Below are 21,699 nucleotides of genomic sequence, written 5' to 3'. Positions count from 1 at the left end.
CCTGAGCCTGGCCGGTAAAATGCCGGCATGGATCTCATCGACATCGGCGCCAACCTTACCCACGAAAGCTTCGACCACGACCGCAACGCCGTGCTCCAGCGCGCGCGCGAGGCCGGCGTGGTGCAGCAGGTGGTCACCGGCGCCAGCCGCGAGCATTCGCCGATGGCCCTGCGCCTGGCGCAGGCGCATCCGGGCGAGCTGTTCGCCACCGCGGGCGTGCACCCGCACCATGCCAGCGAATACACCGACGAATGCGATGCCGAGATGCGCGCGCTGCACGCGCATCCGGAAGTCGTCGCAGTGGGCGAATGCGGCCTGGACTACTTCCGCGATTTCTCGCCGCGCCCGGCGCAGCGCAAGGCGTTCGAGCGCCAGCTGCAGATCGCGGTCGACACGGGAAAGCCCCTGTTCCTGCACCAGCGCGATGCGCACGAGGACTTCGTGGCGATGATGAAGAACTTCGACGGCAGGCTGGGCCCGGCCGTGGTGCACTGCTTCACCGGCACCAAGCAGGAACTGTTCGACTGCCTGGACCAGGACTGGCACATCGGCATCACCGGCTGGCTGTGCGACGAGCGCCGCGGCCAGCACCTGCGCGAGCTGGTGAAGAACATTCCGGCGAACCGGCTGATGATCGAGACCGACGCCCCGTACCTGTTGCCGCGGACGGTGAAGCCGCAACCCTCGCACCGCCGCAACGAGCCGATGTACCTGGCCCACATCGTCGCCGAACTGGCGCGCGACCGCAGCGAGGATGTCGAGGTCACGGCCGCGGCGACGACGGCGACGGCGCGTGCATTCTTCGGCTTGCCTGTTGGCAGCTGAGCCCGAACCGTGTCACTCGACCTTGGTGTCCTCGGACTTGGCCTGCCGCATGGCCTCGGGTTCGAGTTCCTCGGCGCTGCGGTTGAGACGGACGAACACGCCCCACGCCACCAGCAGCAACGCCGCCGAGCCGCCGATCGCGATGACGTACGGCAGTTGGCGCGGATCCTCGTGCATCAGCTCGAACGTGGCCACCAGCGTTTCGATCGACAGCGCGATGACGATGACCACCAGGAACCGCGACAGGTAGCGGCGCACGCGGGTGGGACCGCTGACTTTCACGTCGCGCTGCACCTCTTCTTCGAACACCGTCTGCGCCAGTTCCAGCGCGACCAGCCCGATGGTCAGCATGCCGATGCTTTCGAGGATGTTGTCGAAACGACCACGCAGGCCGGCGTCGGTACCCGCCATGATCGCGCCATGCCACAACTCGCTGGCGGCCAGGACGACGAGTGAGACGGCCGCAGCAAAGAACAGGGCGATGATGGCCAGGTGGCCGGCGAGGAAGAGTCTGTGCAGGTGCTTCATGACGGCGCCACCGGAAAGGTGGCGCAGCATGGAGGCAGTCGCCGTCAGGGCGGCGTGAAGCCCCTCGCTCAGGCCGGTCGCTGCGCCTCGTACGCCTGCAGGTGCACCCACGCGGCCTGCAGGTGGGGCGTGGCGATGCCATGCGCCGCCGCGCGATGCACCATGTCGCCGACGATATGCGCGGCCTCGACACGCTGGCCCGCCTCAAGGTCGCGCAGCATCGAGGCCTTCATGGGCGAGCCGGCAGCGGTCAGCGTCTCGCGTGCCGATGCCTGGGCTGCCGCCGGTATCGGATGACCGGACGCGGCCGCAACGGCCAGGCATTCCCCATGCAGCGCCGTCATGAATTCGACGCCGCCCTCGCCCGCCACGAGGGTGCCGATCGGCGCGCGCATCTGGCAGGTGCCCGCGGCCAGCGCGGTGAGGAAGCTGTACTTCGCCCACTGCGCCTGGGCGATATCGGGCGTGTGCATGTGGTCGATGCCGGCCTGCGTGCAGGCGGCGGCGAGCGCCTGCAGGCGCGCGTCGGGCGCCTGGCCTTCGCGTTCGCCGAACGTCATCGAAGCCGGCTTGCCCAGGTGCAGGATCTCGCCGTCGGCCCCCAGCGTGGCGCTGATGAAGCAGAGGCCACCGGGCACGTTGGCGAAGCCGAAGCGCGCGTCCAGCGCTTCGTAGTGGCGCAGGCCGTTGAGCAGGGGCAGCACGCGGGCGCCGGCCGCCACGGCGGGCGCGATGGCGTCCATCGCGCTGTCCAGGTCGTAGGCCTTGCAGCTCAGCAGCACCAGGTCGAACGGGGCGGCATGGACGAGTTCATCCGCCGTGACGGCCTGCACGGCGATGTCGGCGTCGCCCAGTGGACTGCGGATGCGCAGACCGCGCTCGCGCAGCAGCGCCGCGCGCGCAGGGCGCACCAGGAAGGTCGCGTCGACGCCGGCCTGCGCGAGGCGCCCCCCGAAATAGCCGCCGGTGCCGCCGGCGCCAAGAATCATCAGTCGCATGGTTGGCCTGTCAAAGGGCGGTGTTGGCTTGAGCGGGAGGGGTTGCTATAATCACGCCCGGATCGGGGATTCTCGGTCGGCATGAGGCTCTGGCGGAAACGTCGGGGCCTTTTGTTTTTCAGGGGAAGCACTTCAAGCCATAGCCCAGGTAGCGGCCATCGGCATCGTGATCCAATTTCTCCCTGATGACGTCCCAGGCTCGGTTCGGCTGCCCTGGATGCAACTGGCTAAGACCGATGGGACGCGCAACCAGGTCTGCCAGCTGCAAACCGATGGAGTTGTTCCTCTTGTCGCAAATCACGGGCTCGAAAGGCATTTCTGCGCGCGGATAGTTGTCCCCCGCACAGATCCTCCGAAAGGCCAACTCCAGCGATCGATCCTCGTTTCGACCACGCGATTCGCATACGACATGGGTGGTCAGCGCCGCGTGCCCCTGCGCGACTTGGCCTTGCCTGCGCAAAGTGTAGTAGATCCTTTCAAGGCAGAACCTCAACGAGACCTCGTAAGGATTCTCGCCCCTTTCACGATCCAGCAAGCGCCGCTTGTCGATTACCGCAGCGAAGATCTTCATCGGAGAGATAGCAAGTGCGTCTGTCAGCACTTCGAGGAATGCCTGCTTCTTCTCCGGATCGCGCAATACAGAGAACGGGCCTATATCACGACGGATCTCGCGCTCATGGAGCACCGTCGTGTCATGGCCGAATGTCGCGAACTTTATGCGTTGCATTGCGGGAACGATGACGTCGGCATAGTCCCGTTTGCTGATCAGACAACACGACAGTACGAACAAAGGAAAAGCCGGATCGATGCTGGACATTCCATGATCGCCGCTTTCGTCGACGAACACGATGTAGTCGCTGAAAGCCGGCATCAGCTGCGCAGCCCCACGCCCTTCTTCAGCAGCCACAGGCCGAGCGCGGCCAGGCCGAACACGAACGCCAGCATCAGCGCGTACGCCACCCACAGCGGGACGTCGCTGGTGCCCAGCAGGCCATAGCGGAACGCGTTGACCATGTAGAAGATCGGGTTGGCGTGGGTCAGCGCCTCGGCCCACGGCGGCAGCAGCTTCACCGAATAGAACACGCCGCCCAGGTAGGTCAGCGGGGTGAGGATGAAGGTCGGCACGATGGCGATGTCGTCGAACTTCTTCGCGTAGGCGGCGTTGACGAAGCCGGCGAGCGAGAAGATGGTCGCGCCCAGCAGCACGGTGGTGATGGTCACCAGCGGATGCGGCACGCGCACCTTGGTGAAGAACATCGCGATGACCAGCACGATGGCGCCCACCATCAGGCCGCGCAGCACGGCGCCCGCCACGTAACCCAGCAGGATCACCCAGTTGGGCATGGGGCTGACCAGCAGCTCCTCCACGTGCCGTCCGAACTTGGCGCCGAAGAAGCTGGAGCTGATGTTGCCGTAGCTGTTCTGGATGATGCTCATCATCACCAGGCCCGGCACGATGAACTCCATGTAGCTGTAGCCGCCCATGTCGCCGATGCGGCTGCCGATCAGCCCGCCGAAGATCAGGAAGTACAGGGTCATGGTGATGGCCGGCGGCACCAGGGTCTGGCCCCAGATGCGCAGGATGCGGGCGACTTCGCGGCGGACGATGGTGCCCAGCGCGACCAGGTTCTTCTGCAACGGCGTGGTCATGGCAGTCTCCCGTGGATCGACGGCGCTCATGCGGCCTGCTCCCGCTTGGCGGCGGCTTCGTCGCCGGTCAGGCGCACGAACAGCTCTTCCAGCCGGTTGCTCTTGGTCCGCATGGAGCGCACGCGGATGCCGGCATCGCTCAGGGCGGTGAAGACGCGGTTGAGGTCCATCGCGCGCGGCATGTCCAGGTCCAGGGTGTGGCTGTCGCTCGCGGACAGCGTGGTGCCTTCGATCACCGGCAGCTGCGCCGGCAGCTCGCCGTCGATGTCGAACAGGAAGCCCTCCACATCCAGCTTGGCCAGCAGCGCTCGCATCGGGCCCTGCTCGACGATGACGCCACGGTCGATGATGGCCAGGTTGCGGCAGAGGCTTTCGGCCTCTTCCAGGTAATGCGTGGTCAGGATGATGGTGGTGCCGGCCTCGTTGATGTCCTTCAACGTCTTCCACATGCCGCGGCGGATCTCGATGTCCACGCCGGCGGTGGGCTCGTCCAGGATCAGCAGCCGGGGCCGCGTCATCATGGCGCGGGCGATCATCAGCCGGCGCTTCATGCCGCCGGACAGCGTGCGGCTCATCACGTGCGCCTTTTCCCACAGCTGGGCGCGCTTGAGTTCCTCTTCGGCCCGCACCAGCGCCTCGGCACGGGGGATGCCGTAGAAGCCCGCGTAGTTCACGCAGATGTCCAGCGGCTTCTCGAACATGTTGAAGTTGATCTCCTGCGGCACCAGGCCCAGCAGGCGCATGGCGCCGTCGCGATCGCGGTCGATGTCCACCCCGAACACGCCGACCTGGCCGCTGCTCTTGTTGACCAGCGAACTGACGATGCCGATGAGCGTGGACTTGCCGGCGCCGTTGGGGCCGAGCAGGGCGAAGAAGTCGCCGGGTTCCACCTGCAGCGACACGCCCTTCAGGGCCTGCACGCCGTTGTCGTAGACCTTGCGCAGATCGGAGATGGCCAGCGCGGGCGCCGCCGCGGAAGCCGTTGTCGCAGACGCCATGGGGTACCTTGTGGCGCCGCGACGGCGCCCGGGGGGGAATCGAGCGCTTATTATAGGCGTCCCGCCGGGGCCGCCCCGGGCCACACAGTGTTCCAGACGCCTTGGCGATCGTGCATTTCCCGTTGAAGCTCGTCGGCCGCCGTATGCTGGCGCCCAGTGTGGGCCACTACCGGTTCGTCCGCGACGACGGGCAGCCGCTGGACTTCGTCCCCGGCCAGTTCATCCAGGTGCACTTCAGCTACGCCGACGGCACGCCGGCCAAGCGCAGCTATTCGCTGGCGACGATCCACGACCATGCACTGGGCCCGGGCGAAGCGGTGGAGATCGCGGTCAGCTACGTGCCCGGTGGCGCGGCGACCGCGCTGTTCGAAGGCCTGCCCGACGGCGGCCACGTGCAGGCCAGCGGTCCGTTCGGCCGCTTCTGCCTGATGCCCGGCGACCGCAACGCACGCTACCTGCTGATCGCCACCGGGACCGGGGTGACGCCCTACCGCTCGATGCTGCCGCAGCTGCAGGCGCTGATGGCGCAGCGCGGCGTGGAGGTCGTGCTGCTGCAGGGCGCCCGCACCCCGGCCGAACTGCTGTACGGCGACGAGTTCCGCGCCTTCGCCGACGCGCATCCCGGGTTCCGCTACGTGCCCTGCCTGTCGCGCGAGCTTCCGGCCGATCCGCACCCGGACGTGCGCCACGGCTACGTGCAGCAGCATCTGGGCGAATTCGCGCCCGATGCCGCGCGCGACGTCGCCTACCTGTGCGGCAACCCCGACATGGTGGATGCGTGCTTCGAGGCCCTGAAGGAACACGGGCTGCCGGTACCCCTGATCCGCCGGGAAAAATACGTGAGCAGCAAATAGCCGCGGGCACGCCGACCGCCGGTCACATCCGTCCCGCCGCGCCGTCATGGCATGCTGGAACCAGCTCAAACGGGACAGATGCATGGAACACCAGTTTCGTCGAACACTCGCGACCGCCTTGGGCGCCCTGGCGCTCGCCGGCTGCAACGGCGCCGCCCCCGGGCCCGACCAGCAGGCCGTCCGCCACTATGGCGAGCTGGCCTTCACGCCCTGCACGCTGACGGCGCCCTACCTGACCACCAACGTCGAAGCGCAATGCACGAGCTACGAAGTGCCCGAGGATCCGGCCAAGCCCGGGGGGCGGAAGGTCGCGCTCAACATCGCATGGCTGCCCGCGACCAACGAAGGGGCCGCGACGGACGATCCCGTGTTCTTCCTCGCCGGCGGCCCGGGCCAGTCGGCCGTGCAGGTCTGGCCGGCCATCGACGGCGCGTTCCGCGAGGTGCGCAAGTCGCGCCACATCGTGCTGGTCGACCAACGCGGCACCGGCAAGTCCAATCCGCTGGCCTGCAAGGACGGGGAAGGCCGCAAAGCCTACAGCGATCCTGATGACCTCAGCCAGGCCGCCGCGGCCGCCTTTGCGCGCGATTGCGCCGCCTCGCTGAAGGCCGATCCCCGCTTCTACACCACCACCGACGCCGTGCGCGACCTGGACAGCGTGCGCAAGGCGCTGGGCGCGGCGAAGATCAACCTGGTCGGCGGCTCCTATGGCACGCGGGTGGCGCAGCAGTACGCCATGCGCCACCCCGACAGCACGCGCGCGGTGGTGATCGACGGCGTGGTGCCCAACGAGCTGGTGCTGGGCAGCGAGCATGCGCGCAACCTGGACGCGGCGCTGGCGCTGCAGTTCCAGCGTTGCCAGGCGAACGACACCTGCAAGGGCCGCTTCGGCGACGACCTGCGGGGCCAGCTGCGCACTTTGATGGCGCGCCTGGCGGCCACGCCGGTGGACACCGAGTACCGCGAGCCCTCCACCGGCGAACTGGCCACCGGCGAAGTGAACGCCGGCACCGTGGCCGGCATCACCCGCATGTATTCGTACTACCCGCAGGGCGCCGCGCTGCTGCCGCTGGTCCTCAACGAAGCGCAGCAGGGCCGCTACGGCTCGCTGATGTCGCTGTCCAGGCTGCTGGAAGCGCAGGTGGGCGACCAGTTCATGCACGGCATGCAGCTGTCGGTGATCTGCGCCGAGGACGCCGACCTGCTGCAGGCCGATCCCGCCGACGGCGACACCGTGCTGGGCAGCGCAATGGGCGATACGCTGAAAGCGCAGTGCGGCGCGTGGCCCACGGGCAGGCGGCCGGCGGATTTCCACACCGCGTGGACATCCGACATCCCCACGCTGCTGGCCTCCGGCGAGCTGGATCCGGTCACGCCGCCGCGCTACGGCGAGCAGGTGCTGCGCACGCTGTCCAACGGCCGCCACCTGGTGCTGAAGGGGCAGGGCCACGGGACATTCGCCGTGGGCTGCATGCCCAAGCTGCTGGGCCGCTTCCTGGAGACGGCCGACGCCAAGGGCCTGGACGCGAAGTGCCTGGACAGTCTGGACTACGTGCCGCCCTTCACCAGCTTCAACGGCTGGGAGCCGTGAGCCGCGCCCTGCGCGCCCGCCACCTTCAAGGACATGACCGAATGATCATCGCCAACGACCTGCACAAATCCTTCAAGACCAAGACCGGTACGGTCACCGCCGTGGACGGCGTCAGCTTCACCGCCCACGACGGCCAGATCACCGGGCTGCTGGGGCCCAACGGCGCCGGCAAGACCACCACCATGCGCATGCTGTACACGCTGATGACGCCTGACCGCGGCAACGTCACCGTCGACGGCATCGACGCCGCGCGCGACCCGGTCGCCGTGCGGCGTGCGCTGGGCGTGCTGCCCGATGCGCGCGGCGTGTACAAGCGCCTGACGGCGCGCGAGAACATCGCCTACTTCGGCGAACTGCACGGCCTGTCGTCCCAGCAGATCGCCGAGCGCACCCGGGCGCTCTCCGAGGCGCTGGACATGGGCGACATCCTGGACCGCCAGACCGAAGGCTTCAGCCAGGGCCAGCGCACCAAGACCGCGATCGCCCGCGCGCTGGTGCACGATCCGCGCAACGTCATCCTCGACGAGCCCACCAACGGCCTGGACGTGATGACCACGCGCGCGATGCGCGGTTTCCTGCGCCAGCTGCGCGAGGAAGGCCGCTGCGTGATTTTCTCCAGCCACATCATGCAGGAGGTGGCCGCGCTCTGCGACCGCATCGTCATCATCGCCAAGGGCACGGTGGTCGCCGCGGGCACCGCCGACGAGCTGCGCGAACAAGCCGGTGAAGACAACCTGGAGGAAGCCTTCGTCAAGGTGATCGGTTCGGAGGAGGGCCTGCTGGCATGAACATGTTCCGTACCCGTCTTTTGTCCACGGTGTTCACCGTGATGCGCAAGGAACTGCGCGACCTCTCCCGCGACCGCCGCACGCTGGCGCTGGCCCTGTTCCTGGGACCGTTGCTGTATCCGGCGCTGATGCTGGGCATGGGCTACCTGACCGAGAACCGGATCCGCACGCAGGTGGACAAGACCCTGGAGATTCCCATGGTGGGCGCCGAGCACGCGCCCAACCTGGTGAAGTTCCTCGCCACTCACGGCATCACCGCAGCGCCCGCCCCCGCCAGCCTGGACAGCGCGATCCGTTCGCAGGAGATCGACGCGGCGCTGCGCATCAGTCCGGACTACGCCGAAGACTGGCGCAACGGCCGTCCCGCACTGGTGGAGATCATCCGCGACAGCACGCGACGCGACGCGGACATCCCCACCCAGCGCCTGCAGGCCGCGCTGAACGCTTACAGCCAGCAGGTCGGCGCATTGCGCCTGCTCGCACGCGGCATCGATGCCTCCGTCGCACGCCCGGTCAACATCGGCCTGCAGGACATGGCCACGCCGGAAGCCAAGCAGGGCATGCTGTTGTCGGTGCTGCTGCCCTACCTGCTGATCCTGACCTCGTTCATCGGCGGCGCCTACCTGATCCTGGATGCGACCGCGGGCGAGCGCGAGCGCCAGTCGCTGGAGCCGCTGCTGGCGACGCCCGCACCGCGCAGCGCCGTGGTCAGCGGCAAGATCGCCGCGGCCTGCGTGATCGGTCTGGCCACGCTGCTGCTCACCCTGCTGGCCTTCAAGTTCAGCGCGCAGTTCGCGGGCACGCTGGGACGGCAGTTGAACGTATCGTTCCTGGCCATCGGCAAGATGCTGCTGATCCTGGTGCCGATGCTGTTCATCGGCACCTCGTTGCTGACGTATCTGGCCGCCTCGGCCAAGAGCATGAAGGAGGCGCAGAGCCACATGACCTGGCTGATGCTGCTGCCGATGATCCCCACCTTCGCCCTGATGGCCAATCCGCTGAAGAGCCAGCCCTGGCAGTTCGCGGTGCCGTTCCTGGCGCAGAACCAGCTGCTGCTGAAGGTGATCCGCAACGAGTACATCAGCGCGCAGACCTGGGGCATCTACGTGGCGGCGGCCTTCGGCGTGGCGGCGCTGCTCTGGTACGCCGCGGTGCGGCGCTACCACCAGGAAAAGCTGGCGATCGCCGGCTGAGGTACAGGCCCGATCAGGAAGTAGCAACGGCCACCGCAAGGTGGCCGTTCGCTTTACGACGCCGGGAAAGAAAAACGCCGGCACCAGGCCGGCGTCTGTCCTGGTTGAAAGCGGGATCAGCTGCCCGGATTGAACCCGATCGTGCGGCGGGTGGTGACCGGGGCATCCAGCGGCTCGAAGCGCCAGCGACGGACGGCGTTCAGCGCTTCGCGGTCGAACACGCGGGCCGGGGTGGCGCGGACCACGCGCGCGTTGGTGACCGAGCCGTCGGTGCCCACCGTGATCTCCACCAGCACCTCGCCCTGGGTGCCCGAACGCAGGGCTTCCGGCGGGTAGCGCGGGGCGGGCGTGCTGACGGCACGCAGCGTCTGCGCCGGAGCCGCGGCGGGAACGGCGGCGCGCGCGGCAGCGGCCTGGCGTTCGGCGGCTTCGCGCTGCGCGGCGGCCTGGCGTTCGGCCTCCTGGCGCGCCGCTTCCTGGCGCGCGGCCTCCTGCTGCTGGGCCAGCTGCTGGGCGGCGGCGGCCTCGGCGGCGCGCTGCTGCTCGGCCTGCTGGGCCAGGCGCTGCTGCTCCTTCAGCCGCGCTTCTTCATCGGCCTTGCTCTTGGCATCGTCCGTCACCTCGCGCTGGGCGACGGCCTGCTGGGCGGCGGCGATGCTCTGCTGCAGGCGCGGCAGCGCCGGCGCCTTCGGATCGGCCTTCTCGATGATGGCCGACAGGCGCTGGGCCTCGGTGAACTCTTCCCGCGCGATGCTCTGCTCGGCGGCGATCAGCGTGTAGGGCATCAGGTCGGTCAGCGCGCTGGTCACGCCCGGATCGTTGGGCAGTTTGTCGCGCAGCGCCAGGTAGTACTCCATGGCGTTGTCGCCGCCCGGCGCGTAGATGCGGTTCTCGCGCAGCGCCTTGGTGGCGGCTTCGCGCAGGGCGTCGGCATCCATCGCCTGGACTTCGGCCGATACCGCGGGCGGCGGCGGCGCGGCAGGCGTGGCGGCCGCAGGCGTGGTGGCGGGCGCGGCTTCGTCCTGCTTGGAGCACGCCGCCACGGCGACGATCAGCAGCAATGGCGCGACGTAACGCAGGCGTCCGGTCGTGTTGGTCAAGGACATCGGTTTCAACTCCCCCAGGTGCATTTTCTAATGTTGGCGACACGGTCCCGGCCCGCAATCATCGCGGGTCCGGACATGGATGGTCAGCGCAGGCCCTCGCCGCACGACGGCCATGGGCCCGGTGCGAGCGGCACGATGCCTTCCGGGTACCCCTACCCGGTGTTCAGGGTACGTCGCCGCCTTGCCGCCGACACTTGACGTACGTCACAGTTTTGACGGGCTCCGCCCCGCCTGCCTCACTTGCCGATGCAGAAGGTGGAGAAGATGTGGCCCAGCATGTCGTCGGCGCTGAGGCGGCCGGTGATCTCGCCCAGCGCGTCATGGGCCAGGCGCAGCTCTTCGGCCGCCAGTTCAAGCTGTTCGTGCCGCAGCTGGTCGGCGGCGGCAGCGGCGTGCAGGGCGGCGCGCTGCAGCGCTTCCACGTGACGGGCGCGCGCGGAGAACTCGCCATCGCCGCCGTCGCCGGCGGAACCGCCCGCGAGCGAACGCAGACGGGCGTGCAGACGATCCAGGCCGAGGCCGCGCGCAGCCGAGACATGGACGTGGTCGGGCTGGTCCGGCGGCGCCTGCGCCAGCAGATCCACCTTGTTGTGGATCCACAGCACCGCGGGCACGCTGGCGATGTCGTCGGCGACGGCCGCCCGGCCCGCCGCCGGGTCGCGCGCGTCGACCACCGCCAGGGCCACGTCGGCGCGCTGCAGTTCGGCCCTCGCGCGGCGCATGCCTTCGCGCTCGATCGCATCGCCGCCGTCGCGCAGGCCGGCGGTGTCCACCAGGTGCAGTTCCAGACCGTCCAGGCGGATGGTTTCGCGCAACGTGTCGCGCGTGGTGCCGGCGACATCGGTGACGATGGCACGGTCGCTGCCGGCCAAGGCATTGAGCAGCGAACTCTTGCCGGCGTTGGGCGGGCCCACGATCACCGCATGCACGCCATCGCGCAGCTTGCGTCCACGCTCGGCATCGGCGATCAGCGTGGCCAACCGATGCCGCGCGTCCGCCAGACGCGCGCGCACCTGCTCGCCCCCCAGGGTTTCGATGGATTCGTCGGCGAAGTCGATGGCGGCTTCCACGTGCACGCGCAGCGCCAGCAGCGACTGGCCGATGCCTTCCACGCGCGCGGAGAACACGCCATCCAGCGAGCGCCTTGCGGCGCGTGCGGCGCGGGTGTCGGCCGCGGCGATCAGGTCCGCGATGGCTTCGGCCTGGGCCAGATCGAGCTTGCCGTTGAGGAAGGCGCGTTCGGAGAACTCGCCCGGCCGTGCCATCCGTGCGCCGAGCGCGCAGGCGCGCGCGACGAGCTGCTGCAGCACGACGGGACTGCCGTGCGCCTGCAGTTCCACCACGTCTTCCCCGGTGAAGCTCGCCGGGCCGGGAAACGACAGCGCGATGCCATCGTCGATGGTCCCGCCGTCGCCCTCGCGGAAGCGCACGTGGTGCGCACGGCGCGGCGACAGCGCGCGCGCGCAGATCGTCTTCGCGACCGCCTGCGCCCGGGGTCCGGACAGGCGCACGATGCCGACGCCCCCCGCACCGGGAGCCGTGGCGATGGCGACGATGGTGTCCTGCGCTGGCGTCATGGGCCCGGGTTCGATGAAGAGGTTTCAGCGTAACGGAAACACGAAGCCCGCCGGAGGGCGGGCTTCGTGGTGTCGCGACGGGCGGCGGTCACTTCGCGACGGCGGCCTTCGGCGGCGTGGCCGATTCGCCGTGGCGCTTGGTCATCCACCACTGCTGCAGCAGGCCCAGGGCGCCGTTGGTGACCCAGTACAGCACCAGGCCGGAGGGGAAGAAGGCCATCATCACGCCGAACACCAGCGGCATGAACTGCATCATCTTCTGCTGCATCGGATCCATGCCCGGCGCCGGCGTCAGCTTCTGCGTCAGCCACATCACCAGCATGTTGAGCACCGGCAGGATGAAATACGGATCGCGTGCGGTCAGATCCTGGATCCACGCGAACCAGGGCGCCTGGCGCAGCTCGACGGTTTCCACCAGCACCCAGTACAGCGCCAGGAACACCGGCATCTGCACGAGGATGGGCAGGCAGCCGCCCATCGGGTTGATCTTCTCCTTCTTGTACAGCTCCATCATGGCGACCTGGAACTTCTGCTTGTCGTCGCCGTAGCGTTCCTTCAGTTGCTGGATGCGCGGCTGGAACTTGCGCATCTTGGCGAAGCTCTTGTACTGCGCGGCGGACAGCGGATACAGCGCCAGCTTCACCAGGATCACCAGGCCGATGATCGACCAGCCCCAGTTGCCGATGAAGCCGTGCAGGAAGTTCAGCACCCAGAACAGGCCCTGGCCCAGCAGGGCGAGGATCGCGAACTGGCTGTAGTCCACCACGCGGTCGATGCCGGGCGCGTTGATGGCGTGGATCTTGTCGACCAGCTTGGGGCCCACCCACAGGCGCGCCGCGGTGGTGGCCTGCTGGCCGGGGCCGACGTTCACGCCGGGACCCATCTCGCGGATCAATGCGCGCGCGCCATTGGCAGGGCTGTCCAGCGAGATGGTGGTGGTGTCGTCGGCACTGGGAATCCACGCACTGAAGAAGTGGTGCTGCGGGATCGCGATCCAGCCGCCCTTCACCTGTGCGTTGACGCGGCCGTCTTCCAGGTAGTCCTCGTTGAACTTGCGGCGCTGGTAGCTGCCGTCCCACCAGGTGGCGCCATTGAAGCTGAAGGACTCCGGGTTGGTCATGCCGCTCTTGACCTGCGGCGGCGTGCGCAGCAGCTGGCGGTAGACCATGCCCTGCCATGTGCCGGTGCCGGCATTGACGACCTGGTCGCGCACTTCGATCTCGTAGCTGGCGCGCTTGAAGGTGTAGGTACGGCGGATGCTCACGCCCTCCGGGCCCCGCCAGACGAAGGGCACGCTGACGCTGTCGCTGCCCTTGGCCAGCGATACTTCGCCCGCGCCGTTCTCGGGCACGAAGGCGTGGTGGTCCGGCGCCTTCGAACCCGTGCTCACCCACCCGCTTTCCGCCGTATAGAAGTGCTGCGGGTCCTCGCTGAAGAGACGGACCGGGCCACTGCCCGGCGCCTTGCTCTGCGGGTAGTGCAGCAGGTCGGCCTGCAGCACGCTGCCGCCGTCCAGCACCAGGCGCAGCACGTCGGTATTCACCGTCACCCGCGGCGCGGCTCCGGTACGCGGCGTCTGCGTGATGCCGGGGACGGCGGCCGGCGCCGCCGGCACCGTGCCGTTGGCGGGCAGCGCCGTGGTCGCCGAAGGTACGGTCGTGCCGGCCGGCGGCGTTGCGGTCTGCGCCGCGACCGCGGGCTGGGCCGGTGCCGCCTTGTCCCGGCTCCATTCGAACCACAGCAGGGTCGCCACCATCAGCCAGGCGAAGATCAGGAATACACGGGTCTGGTTCATCAGGCAGGCAGTCTCAACCGGCGTCGGAAACCGGTCTGGTCGAAGAAGAAGGAGTGGGAGGCGGCGCGGGGGAATTCAAGCCCGGCGGCATTGTGCCGCCCGGTGCCGGCGCCGGCAATGCGCCGGCGCGCAGCAGCACGCGCTCGAACGTCGCCCGCAGCTGGCCCGGCTCGGCCTTCGCCGCCGGCGGGCGCGCGACGATGACATAGTCGCCGCCGGGCAGCGCGGCACGGAGGCGGCGGAAGTGTTCGCGCAACTGGCGCTTGATGCGGTTGCGCCCCACGGCGCGCGTATCCACCTTGCGCGACACCGCCAGGCCCAGGCGTGCGGCGCCCTCGCCCGGCAACCAGTGCAGGCTCATCAGGGGATCGGAGGTGCGGCGGGCCTGCTCGAACACGCGCGCATAGTCGGCGCTCGCGCGTACCCGTGCGCTGCGCGGAAAAGCCGTGCTCATCTCAGCAAGAAGCCCGCTCGTGAACGGGCGGGCTCCTTTCGATACAGGGAACGCATGGATGCTGGCCGTCGAACGACGGCCAAGCCATCAGGCGGTCAGGCGCTTGCGGCCCTTGGCACGGCGACGGGCCAGGATCTTGCGGCCATCGGCCGTGGCCATGCGGGCCCGGAAGCCATGGTCGCGCTTGCGCTTGAGGTTGCTGGGTTGGTAGGTGCGCTTGGTGGCCATGGGGCCCTCGTGCGTGTTCGGGTGGAAAGAACCGGAAATTCTATAGGAACCGCCGGGTTACGGTCAACTCCCCCCGTGCTTTCGACGCGCGAGCCGCCCCGCGGCGGCGGGTGCGCCGCCGTTCGTCCTTTCATCCACATCTTATGCACAGGATCGTTGGCGGGTCCCGGCGCCGGTGGTAGTCTGGCCGGCCCCATGGATTCCACCCCGCGCTGCCCCCGGCAATGCGGGATGCCCTGTTCGCCCCCACTTTGCGAGTTGTTCCACCTGATGGATGCCTGGCCCCGTTGCCTCGAACGCCTGGAAGCCGAATTGCCGGCCGAGGATGTACACACCTGGCTGAAACCGCTGCAGGCCGAGCAGCGCAGCGACGCGATGGTGCTCTACGCACCCAACGCCTTCATCGTCGAACAGGTGCGCGAACGCTACCTGGGCCGCATCCGCGAACTGCTGGACTACTTCGCGGGCCACGGCGACGTCTCGCTGGAGATCGGTTCCCGCAGCCGGGCGGCCGAGCCCTCGTCCAACGCGGCTGTGCCTGCAGGCGCGGGTGCCGCCGCGCCTGTCGAGCCCTTCGCCGGCAACCTCGATACCCACTATACCTTCGACAATTTCGTCGAGGGCCGCAGCAACCAGCTGGGCCGCGCTGCCGCCTGGCAGGCGGCGCAGAAGCCCGGAGACCGCGCGCATAACCCGCTGCTGTTGTACGGAGGCACCGGCCTGGGCAAGACGCACCTGATGTTCGCCGCCGGCAACGAGATGCGCCGGCAGAATCCCAATGCGCGCGTGCTGTACCTGCGCAGCGAGCAGTTCTTCAGCGCCATGACCAAGGCGCTGATCGAAAAGTCGATGGACCAGTTCAAGCGCCGCTTCCAGCAGGTGGACGCGCTGTTGATCGACGACATCCAGTTCTTCGCCGGCAAGGACCGCACGCAGGAAGAGTTCTTCCACACCTTCAATGCGCTGTTCGATGGCCGCCAGCAGATCATCCTGACCTGCGACCGCTACCCGCGCGAGGTGGAAGGCCTGGAGCCGCGGCTGAAGTCGCGCCTGGCGTGGGGCCTGAGCGTGGCGATCGACCCGCCGGACTTCGAGACGCGCGCGGCCATCGTGCTGGCCAAGGCCCACGAGCGCGGCGCGCAGATCCCCGACGACGTGGCCTTCCTGCTGGCCAAGAAGATGCGCAGCAACGTGCGCGACCTGGAAGGTGCGCTCAATACGCTGGCCGCGCGCGCCAACTTCACCGGCCGCGCCATCACCACCGAATTCGCCCAGGAAACCCTGCGCGACCTGCTGCGCGCGCAGCAGCAGGCCATCAGCATCCCCAATATCCAGAAGACCGTGGCAGACTACTACGGTCTGCAAGTCAAGGACCTGCTGTCCAAGCGGCGCACGCGCTCGTTGGCGCGCCCGCGGCAGGTGGCGATGGCCTTGGCCAAGGAACTGACCGAACACAGCCTGCCGGAAATCGGCGACGCGTTTGCCGGCCGTGACCATACGACCGTGCTGCACGCCTGCCGCCAGATCCGCACCCTGATGGAAGCGGACGGCAAGCTGCGTGAGGACTGGGACAAGCTGATCCGGAAACTGAGCGAGTAAGGCGGCGCAGCCCCGGCGGGCCGTCCGACCGCACGGGGTCCCGGGCAGTCGTATCGCGTGCGTGTCGTCGGGTGGGCCTGCAACTCCCTGCCAGGGCCTCGCAGTTCCCATGGCGCGGCTGACGTGGCATGGAGGGGAACCCTTCTCCGGATGCGCGTGCCTGCTGCTGCCGTGGCGCCTACTGTAGGCACCGCGGCGAAAGCAGGCAACGCACAACTCCGTGGGCAAGTGGGCGTCGCTTCTGTGGATAAGATGTGCGCGGTTTCGGGGCCTGAAGTTGTCCACAGGTTCCTCCACCCTCACGCCCACGCCTGTCCACTGGGTTGGGTTGAGAAAAAAACAAGATAATTCAATTGGTTATGTAGGTTTTCCCGGATTTTGGGGCCTACCATCACCACCAGCTTTTAAGCTTTTAGTCTTCAAAATCCAAAGCGAAGGGGCTCCAACACTCATGCGTTTCAGTCTGCAGCGCGAAGCTTTCCTCAAGCCCTTGGCCCAGGTGGTCAACGTGGTCGAACGCCGGCAGACGCTGCCGGTACTGGCGAACTTCCTGGTCCAGGTCCAGAACGGCCAACTTTCGCTGACGGGTACCGACCTGGAAGTGGAGATGATTTCCCGCAGCGCCGTCGACGACGCGCAGGACGGCGAAACCACCATTCCGGCCCGCAAGCTGTTCGACATCATTCGAGCCCTGCCCGATGGCAGCAAGGTGACCGTCAGCCAGACCGGAGACAAGGTCACCGTGCAGGCGGGCCGCAGCCGGTTCACCTTGGCGACCCTGCCGGCCAACGACTTCCCCTCCGTGGACGAGGTCGAGGCCACCGAGCGCATCGAAGTCCCGGAAGCGACGCTGAAGGAACTGATCGAACGCACGTCCTTCGCCATGGCCCAGCAGGACGTCCGCTATTACCTCAATGGCCTGCTGTTCGACCTCAGCGAACGCACGCTGCGCTGTGTGGCCACCGATGGCCATCGCCTGGCCATGTGCGAGTCGCAGCTGGAAGGCGCGCCGGTGGGCAAGCGGCAGATCATCGTGCCGCGCAAGGGCGTGACCGAACTGCAACGCCTGCTGGAAGGAGGCGATCGCAGCCTGGAGCTGGAAGTCGGCCGCAGCCACATCCGGGTGAAGCGGGACGATGTCACCTTCACATCCAAACTCATCGATGGCCGTTTCCCCGACTACGCAGCCGTGATTCCCATTGGCGCCGATCGGGAAGTGCGCCTGGACCGGGAAGTGCTGCGCGCGGCGCTGCAGCGTGCGGCGATCCTCTCCAACGAGAAGTACCGGGGCGTCCGCGTCGAAGTGTCGCCGGGCCAGCTGAAGATCAGCGCCCACAACCCGGAGCAGGAAGAGGCGCAGGAAGAGATCGAAGCCGACACCAAGGTGGACGGGCTGGCGATCGGCTTCAACGTCAACTATCTGTTGGACGCGTTGTCGGCCCTGCGCGACGAGCATGTCGTCCTGCAGCTGCGCGACGCAAACTCGTCGGCGCTGGTCCGTGAAGCCAGCAGCGAGAAGTCCCGCCATGTCGTGATGCCGCTGCGCCTCTGACGCCGCCTGTTCCACGTGAAACACACCCGATCGCCTGGCCCTGCGCCGGGCGATCCTGTTTCTGGGGTGTTGAATGAGGTGACCAGCCCGTGAGACATGGGCGGGCATGTCGAGTGCGGGATGCCGTGCCTCCACGGTTCCCTTCCTCCGCGCCGCACACGCCGCACACACCACGCACGCTACAATTCGCCATGCCCGCGCGTTCCTCTTCCAAGACCCCTTGTGTTGCGCACTCGCCTAGTGCGCGCCGGGCGTTGCACCACGAGGTCGGTCAGTGGAGGTAGTCCGGCTGGAGGCCAACGGTCTCAGGCGTTTCGAGCAGGTAGCGCTGGTGCCGGAGCCGGGTTTGAACCTGATCACCGGCGACAACGGCGCAGGCAAGACCAGCCTGCTGGAAGCCTTGCACCTGATGGCGTACGGACGCAGCTTCCGCGGCCGGGTGCGGGATGGACTGGTCAGGACGCAGTCCGAGGCCGTGGAAGTCTTCGTGGAATGGCGCGAAGCCGAGCAGATGCGGCTTCGCCGGGGCGGGCTCCGGCATACGGGCCAAGCCTGGACCGGGCGGCTGGACGGCGAGAACGTGGCCCAACTGGGCGACTTGTGTGCGGCGCTGGCGGTCGTGAGCTTCGAGCCGGGCAGCCATGCACTGGTGACCGGAGGGGGCGAACCGCGTCGCCGTTTCATGGATTGGGGCTTGTTCCACGTGGAACAGGGCCGGGAGGCGGGTTTCCTGCCTCTCTGGCGGCGCTATGCGCGGGCACTGAAGCAACGCAACGCCCTGCTGAAGGCGGGTGTCGGTGGCGGGCAGCTCGATGCCTGGGACCATGAGCTGGCCGAGGCCGGTGAGCCTCTCACCGATCATCGCCAGCGCTACCTGGACGCCCTGCAACACGACCTGAGCGCCGTGGTGTCCGATCTTGCGCCATCCCTGGGCGTGGCCACCCTGGTCTTCCAGCCTGGCTGGCGTCGCCACGAACTGGCGCTGGGCGACGCCCTGCTGCTGGCCCGCGACCGGGATCGTGCGGCGGGTTACACCACGGTCGGCCCGCATCGCGCCGATTGGCGGATCGACTATTCCGCCCTGCCCCAACGTGAAACGTTGTCGCGTGGTCAGGCCAAACTGACCGCGCTCTCCTGCCTGCTGGCCCAGGCCCAGGATTTCGCCCGCCGGCGAGGTGAGTGGCCCATCGTGGCCCTGGATGACTTGGCTTCCGAGTTGGACCGTCACCACCAGCGGCGGACCCTGGAGCGCCTGCTGGCAAGCGGCGCCCAGGTCTTCATTACCGGCACTGAACCGCCGGCAGGACTGGCGGGCGCAGGGGTCGTCCCGACGCTGTTCCACGTGGAACACGGTGCCGTGCAGCGCCTCGGATGACCCGACCGGCCGGGCTAAGTGCGCACCAGTGCTATAATTCCGCCTTGATCCCTTGGCCTGCGTAGCGCGCCCACCGACCCGGTGACGCGACGCCCGCCTTGCAGCCGACACGAAGCGAATGACCGACGAAACGACCTCCCCTGCACCGAACGGCAACACGTACGACGCCAACAGCATCACCGCACTGGAAGGTCTGGAAGCGGTCCGCAAGCGCCCCGGCATGTACATCGGCGACGTGCATGACGGCACGGGCCTGCACCACATGGTGTTCGAAGTCGTCGACAACTCCATCGACGAAGCCCTGGCTGGTCATGCCGACCACGTGGCGGTGACGATCCATGCCGATGGCTCGGTCTCGGTATCCGACAACGGCCGCGGTATTCCGGTCGGCAAGCACGCACAGATGAGCGCCAAGCTGGGCCGCGAGGTGTCTGCGGCCGAAGTGGTCATGACCGTGCTCCACGCCGGCGGCAAGTTCGACGACAACAGCTACAAGGTCTCCGGTGGCCTGCATGGCGTAGGCGTCAGCGTGGTCAATGCGCTTTCCGAGAAGCTGCAGCTGGACATCTTCCAGGGTGGGTTCCACTACCGGCAGGAATACAGCAACGGCGCTGCCCTGGGACCCCTGAGCCAGGTCGAAAGCACCCCCAAGCGGGGCACCACCCTGCGTTTCTGGCCGTCGGTGACCGCCTTCCATGGCAACGTCGAATTCCACTACGACATTTTGGCCCGCCGCCTGCGCGAGCTGTCGTTCCTCAATTCCGGCGTCAAGATCGTGCTGGTCGACGAACGAGGCGAAGGGCGTCGTGACGATTTCCACTACGAGGGCGGTATCCGCAGCTTCGTGGAGCATCTGGCGCACCTGAAGACGCCGCTGCATCCGAACGTGATTGCGGTCAGTGGCGAGCAGAACGGCATCACGGTCGAGGTCGCCCTGCAGTGGACCGACGCCTACCAGGAAACGATGTTCTGCTTCACCAACAACATCCCGCAGAAGGATGGCGGCACCCACCTGATCGGCTTCCGCGCGGCCCTGACGCGCACGCTGACCAACTACATCGAACAGAACGGCATCGCCAAGCAGGCCAAGGTCAATCTGTCCGGCGACGACATGCGTGAAGGCATGATCGCCGTACTGTCGGTGAAGGTGCCGGACCCCAGCTTCTCGTCGCAGACCAAGGAAAAGCTGGTCAGTTCCGACGTGCGTCCGGTCGTTGAGAGCACGTTCGGCGCACGTTTGGAGGAGTTCCTGCAGGAACACCCCCACGAGGCCCGTGCCATCGCCGGCAAGATCGTCGATGCCGCCCGCGCCCGCGAGGCGGCGCGCAAGGCGCGCGACCTGACCCGTCGCAAGGGCGCGCTGGATATCGCCGGCCTGCCCGGCAAGCTGGCCGACTGCCAGGAGAAGGATCCGGCCCTGTCGGAACTCTTCATCGTCGAGGGCGACTCCGCGGGCGGTTCCGCCAAGCAGGGCCGCAACCGCAAGAACCAGGCGGTGCTGCCGTTGCGCGGCAAGATCCTCAACGTGGAACGCGCGCGCTTCGACCGCATGCTCGCGTCGGCCGAAGTCGGCACGCTGATCACCGCCCTGGGCACCGGCATCGGCAAGGACGAATACAACCCGGACAAGCTGCGTTACCACCGCATCATCATCATGACCGACGCCGACGTGGACGGGTCGCACATCCGCACGCTGCTGCTGACGTTCTTCTACCGGCAGATGCCGGAGTTGATCGAGCGCGGCCACGTCTACATCGGCCTGCCGCCGCTGTACAAGCTCAAGCAGGGCAAGCAGGAGCTTTACCTGAAGGACGACGCGGCATTGAACGTCTACCTGGCCAACAACGCGGTGGAAGGCGCGGCGCTGGTTCCGGCCGACGGCGAACCGCCGATCTCCGGCGAGGCGCTGGAGAAGCTGCTGCTGGTCTTCACGACCGCGCGCGACACCATCGCGCGCAATGCGCACCGCTACGACCCGGTGCTGCTGGAGTCGCTGATCGACTTCACCCCGCTCGATGCCGAACACCTGCAGCAGAACATCGACGAGCGCCACGAACTCGACGCGCTGGAAGCCAAGCTCAACCGCGGCAGCCTGGGCACCGCGCGCTATGCGCTGACGCTGCAGCCGGCCACCGACCAGCGTCCTGCCGCCCTGCTGGCGACCCGTCGGCACATGGGCGAGGAGCTGGTGCAGGTGCTGCCGCTGTCGGCGTTCGAGAGCGGCGAACTGCGTCCGTTGCGCGAAGCCGCCGCGCTGCTGCACGGTCTGGTGCGCGAAGGCGCGCAGGTCGTGCGCGGCAACAAGGCGCAAGCGGTGGCCACGTTCGCCGAGGCGCAGGCCTGGTTGCTGGAGGAAGCCAAGAAGGGCCGCAGCATCCAGCGCTTCAAGGGCCTGGGCGAAATGAATCCGGAGCAGTTGTGGGATACCACGGTGAATCCGGAAACACGCCGGCTGCTGCAGGTCCGCATCGAGGACGCGGTGGCCGCCGACCAGATCTTCAGCACGCTGATGGGCGATGTGGTCGAGCCGCGACGCGAGTTCATCGAGGACAACGCGCTGAAGGTATCCAACCTCGACGTCTGACGCC

19 protein-coding genes are annotated in these 21,699 nt (G+C 67.8%); 9 read left to right on the top strand and 10 right to left on the bottom strand.

Annotated features, from left to right (window positions below; genetic code table 11):
• Nucleotides 1–27: 27 nt before the first annotated feature.
• Nucleotides 28–825, top strand: coding sequence for a TatD family hydrolase (locus MUU77_RS00665; RefSeq protein ID WP_245090374.1), 798 nt, complete (start codon nt 28–30; stop codon nt 823–825).
• A gap of 12 nt (nt 826–837) precedes the next feature.
• Here MUU77_RS00665 and MUU77_RS00660 read toward each other — a convergent pair whose 3' ends face one another.
• The 5 genes from MUU77_RS00660 to MUU77_RS00640 form a co-directional block, all read right to left on the bottom strand.
• On the bottom strand, nt 838–1,353 hold the full coding sequence (locus tag MUU77_RS00660; protein ID WP_245094095.1) for a hypothetical protein: 516 nt from the start codon (nt 1,351–1,353) through the stop codon (nt 838–840).
• A gap of 68 nt (nt 1,354–1,421) precedes the next feature.
• Complete coding sequence (panE, locus tag MUU77_RS00655; RefSeq protein WP_245090372.1) at nt 1,422–2,351, bottom strand: 2-dehydropantoate 2-reductase; 930 nt, start codon at nt 2,349–2,351, stop codon at nt 1,422–1,424.
• 118 nt (nt 2,352–2,469) lie between these two features.
• The gene (locus tag MUU77_RS00650) at nt 2,470–3,222 is read right to left on the bottom strand and encodes a DUF3800 domain-containing protein (protein WP_345779068.1); all 753 of its coding nucleotides are present in this window, start codon (nt 3,220–3,222) and stop codon (nt 2,470–2,472) included.
• Complete coding sequence (locus tag MUU77_RS00645; RefSeq protein WP_245090368.1) at nt 3,222–4,001, bottom strand: ABC transporter permease; 780 nt, start codon at nt 3,999–4,001, stop codon at nt 3,222–3,224. The genes MUU77_RS00650 and MUU77_RS00645 overlap by 1 nt, the downstream gene beginning before the upstream one ends.
• Nucleotides 4,002–4,027: 26 nt before the next feature.
• Entirely contained in the window at nt 4,028–4,999 is a 972-nt protein-coding gene (locus tag MUU77_RS00640; RefSeq protein ID WP_245090366.1) for an ABC transporter ATP-binding protein, read from the bottom strand.
• 143 nt (nt 5,000–5,142) lie between these two features.
• On the opposite strand from MUU77_RS00640, the gene MUU77_RS00635 reads away from it, so the two are divergent.
• The 4 genes from MUU77_RS00635 to MUU77_RS00620 all read left to right on the top strand — a co-directional run bounded on the left by MUU77_RS00635 (nt 5,143) and on the right by MUU77_RS00620 (nt 9,425).
• Complete coding sequence (locus tag MUU77_RS00635; protein WP_245094092.1) at nt 5,143–5,853, top strand: ferredoxin--NADP reductase; 711 nt, start codon at nt 5,143–5,145, stop codon at nt 5,851–5,853.
• Nucleotides 5,854–5,935: 82 nt separating this feature from the next.
• Nucleotides 5,936–7,444, top strand: coding sequence for an alpha/beta hydrolase (locus tag MUU77_RS00630; protein ID WP_245090364.1), 1,509 nt, complete (start codon nt 5,936–5,938; stop codon nt 7,442–7,444).
• Between the two features lie 41 nt (nt 7,445–7,485).
• Complete coding sequence (locus MUU77_RS00625; RefSeq protein ID WP_245090362.1) at nt 7,486–8,232, top strand: ATP-binding cassette domain-containing protein; 747 nt, start codon at nt 7,486–7,488, stop codon at nt 8,230–8,232.
• A 2-nt stretch (nt 8,233–8,234) separates the two neighbouring features.
• The gene (locus MUU77_RS00620) at nt 8,235–9,425 is read left to right on the top strand and encodes an ABC transporter permease (RefSeq protein WP_245094090.1); all 1,191 of its coding nucleotides are present in this window, start codon (nt 8,235–8,237) and stop codon (nt 9,423–9,425) included.
• Between the two features lie 116 nt (nt 9,426–9,541).
• Here MUU77_RS00620 and MUU77_RS00615 read toward each other — a convergent pair whose 3' ends face one another.
• From MUU77_RS00615 to rpmH, 5 genes are all read right to left on the bottom strand, one after another.
• A complete protein-coding gene (locus tag MUU77_RS00615) occupies nt 9,542–10,531 on the bottom strand; it encodes an energy transducer TonB (protein ID WP_245090359.1) in 990 nt (329 codons plus the stop codon).
• A 236-nt stretch (nt 10,532–10,767) separates the two neighbouring features.
• Nucleotides 10,768–12,108, bottom strand: a complete 1,341-nt coding sequence (gene mnmE / locus MUU77_RS00610; protein WP_245090357.1) for a tRNA uridine-5-carboxymethylaminomethyl(34) synthesis GTPase MnmE — start codon at nt 12,106–12,108, stop codon at nt 10,768–10,770.
• A gap of 88 nt (nt 12,109–12,196) precedes the next feature.
• Complete coding sequence (gene yidC / locus MUU77_RS00605) at nt 12,197–13,903, bottom strand: membrane protein insertase YidC (RefSeq protein ID WP_245090354.1); 1,707 nt, start codon at nt 13,901–13,903, stop codon at nt 12,197–12,199.
• Between the two features lie 13 nt (nt 13,904–13,916).
• Nucleotides 13,917–14,357, bottom strand: a complete 441-nt coding sequence (gene rnpA, locus MUU77_RS00600; RefSeq protein WP_245090337.1) for a ribonuclease P protein component — start codon at nt 14,355–14,357, stop codon at nt 13,917–13,919.
• Nucleotides 14,358–14,444: 87 nt separating this feature from the next.
• Nucleotides 14,445–14,585, bottom strand: a complete 141-nt coding sequence (gene rpmH / locus MUU77_RS00595; protein ID WP_027083663.1) for a 50S ribosomal protein L34 — start codon at nt 14,583–14,585, stop codon at nt 14,445–14,447.
• 270 nt (nt 14,586–14,855) lie between these two features.
• Between rpmH and dnaA the strand changes: the two genes are divergently transcribed.
• The 4 genes from dnaA (at nt 14,856) to gyrB (ending at nt 21,695) form a co-directional block, all read left to right on the top strand.
• On the top strand, nt 14,856–16,184 hold the full coding sequence (dnaA, locus tag MUU77_RS00590; RefSeq protein ID WP_245090334.1) for a chromosomal replication initiator protein DnaA: 1,329 nt from the start codon (nt 14,856–14,858) through the stop codon (nt 16,182–16,184).
• A gap of 451 nt (nt 16,185–16,635) precedes the next feature.
• Nucleotides 16,636–17,736: a DNA polymerase III subunit beta gene (gene dnaN / locus MUU77_RS00585; RefSeq protein WP_245090331.1), complete on the top strand. Its 1,101-nt coding sequence runs from the start codon at nt 16,636–16,638 to the stop codon at nt 17,734–17,736.
• 274 nt (nt 17,737–18,010) lie between these two features.
• Complete coding sequence (recF, locus tag MUU77_RS00580) at nt 18,011–19,111, top strand: DNA replication/repair protein RecF (protein ID WP_245090329.1); 1,101 nt, start codon at nt 18,011–18,013, stop codon at nt 19,109–19,111.
• Nucleotides 19,112–19,229: 118 nt separating this feature from the next.
• Nucleotides 19,230–21,695: a DNA topoisomerase (ATP-hydrolyzing) subunit B gene (gyrB, locus tag MUU77_RS00575; RefSeq protein ID WP_245090326.1), complete on the top strand. Its 2,466-nt coding sequence runs from the start codon at nt 19,230–19,232 to the stop codon at nt 21,693–21,695.
• The last annotated feature ends 4 nt before the right edge of the window (nt 21,696–21,699 follow it).

The organism is Pseudoxanthomonas sp. F37, from assembly GCF_022965755.1.
In the GTDB taxonomy this organism is placed as follows: domain Bacteria; phylum Pseudomonadota; class Gammaproteobacteria; order Xanthomonadales; family Xanthomonadaceae; genus Pseudoxanthomonas_A.
The sequence above is the reverse complement of the archived record's forward strand: the minus strand, read 5'-3'. Positions and strand labels throughout refer to the sequence as shown.

Coding starts and splice junctions, on each gene's coding strand:
- MUU77_RS00645 (WP_245090368.1), bottom strand. CDS start 4,001: ATGACCACGCCGTTGCAGAAGAACCTGGTCGCGCTGGGCACCATCGTC.
- MUU77_RS00615 (WP_245090359.1), bottom strand. CDS start 10,531: ATGTCCTTGACCAACACGACCGGACGCCTGCGTTACGTCGCGCCATTG.
- rpmH (WP_027083663.1), bottom strand. CDS start 14,585: ATGGCCACCAAGCGCACCTACCAACCCAGCAACCTCAAGCGCAAGCGC.
- MUU77_RS00620 (WP_245094090.1), top strand. CDS start 8,235: ATGTTCCGTACCCGTCTTTTGTCCACGGTGTTCACCGTGATGCGCAAG.
- dnaN (WP_245090331.1), top strand. CDS start 16,636: ATGCGTTTCAGTCTGCAGCGCGAAGCTTTCCTCAAGCCCTTGGCCCAG.
- mnmE (WP_245090357.1), bottom strand. CDS start 12,108: ATGACGCCAGCGCAGGACACCATCGTCGCCATCGCCACGGCTCCCGGT.
- MUU77_RS00630 (WP_245090364.1), top strand. CDS start 5,936: ATGGAACACCAGTTTCGTCGAACACTCGCGACCGCCTTGGGCGCCCTG.
- rnpA (WP_245090337.1), bottom strand. CDS start 14,357: ATGAGCACGGCTTTTCCGCGCAGCGCACGGGTACGCGCGAGCGCCGAC.
- yidC (WP_245090354.1), bottom strand. CDS start 13,903: ATGAACCAGACCCGTGTATTCCTGATCTTCGCCTGGCTGATGGTGGCG.
- MUU77_RS00665 (WP_245090374.1), top strand. CDS start 28: ATGGATCTCATCGACATCGGCGCCAACCTTACCCACGAAAGCTTCGAC.
- MUU77_RS00635 (WP_245094092.1), top strand. CDS start 5,143: ATGCTGGCGCCCAGTGTGGGCCACTACCGGTTCGTCCGCGACGACGGG.
- MUU77_RS00650 (WP_345779068.1), bottom strand. CDS start 3,222: ATGCCGGCTTTCAGCGACTACATCGTGTTCGTCGACGAAAGCGGCGAT.
- gyrB (WP_245090326.1), top strand. CDS start 19,230: ATGACCGACGAAACGACCTCCCCTGCACCGAACGGCAACACGTACGAC.
- MUU77_RS00660 (WP_245094095.1), bottom strand. CDS start 1,353: ATGAAGCACCTGCACAGACTCTTCCTCGCCGGCCACCTGGCCATCATC.
- panE (WP_245090372.1), bottom strand. CDS start 2,351: ATGCGACTGATGATTCTTGGCGCCGGCGGCACCGGCGGCTATTTCGGG.
- MUU77_RS00625 (WP_245090362.1), top strand. CDS start 7,486: ATGATCATCGCCAACGACCTGCACAAATCCTTCAAGACCAAGACCGGT.
- MUU77_RS00640 (WP_245090366.1), bottom strand. CDS start 4,999: ATGGCGTCTGCGACAACGGCTTCCGCGGCGGCGCCCGCGCTGGCCATC.
- dnaA (WP_245090334.1), top strand. CDS start 14,856: ATGGATGCCTGGCCCCGTTGCCTCGAACGCCTGGAAGCCGAATTGCCG.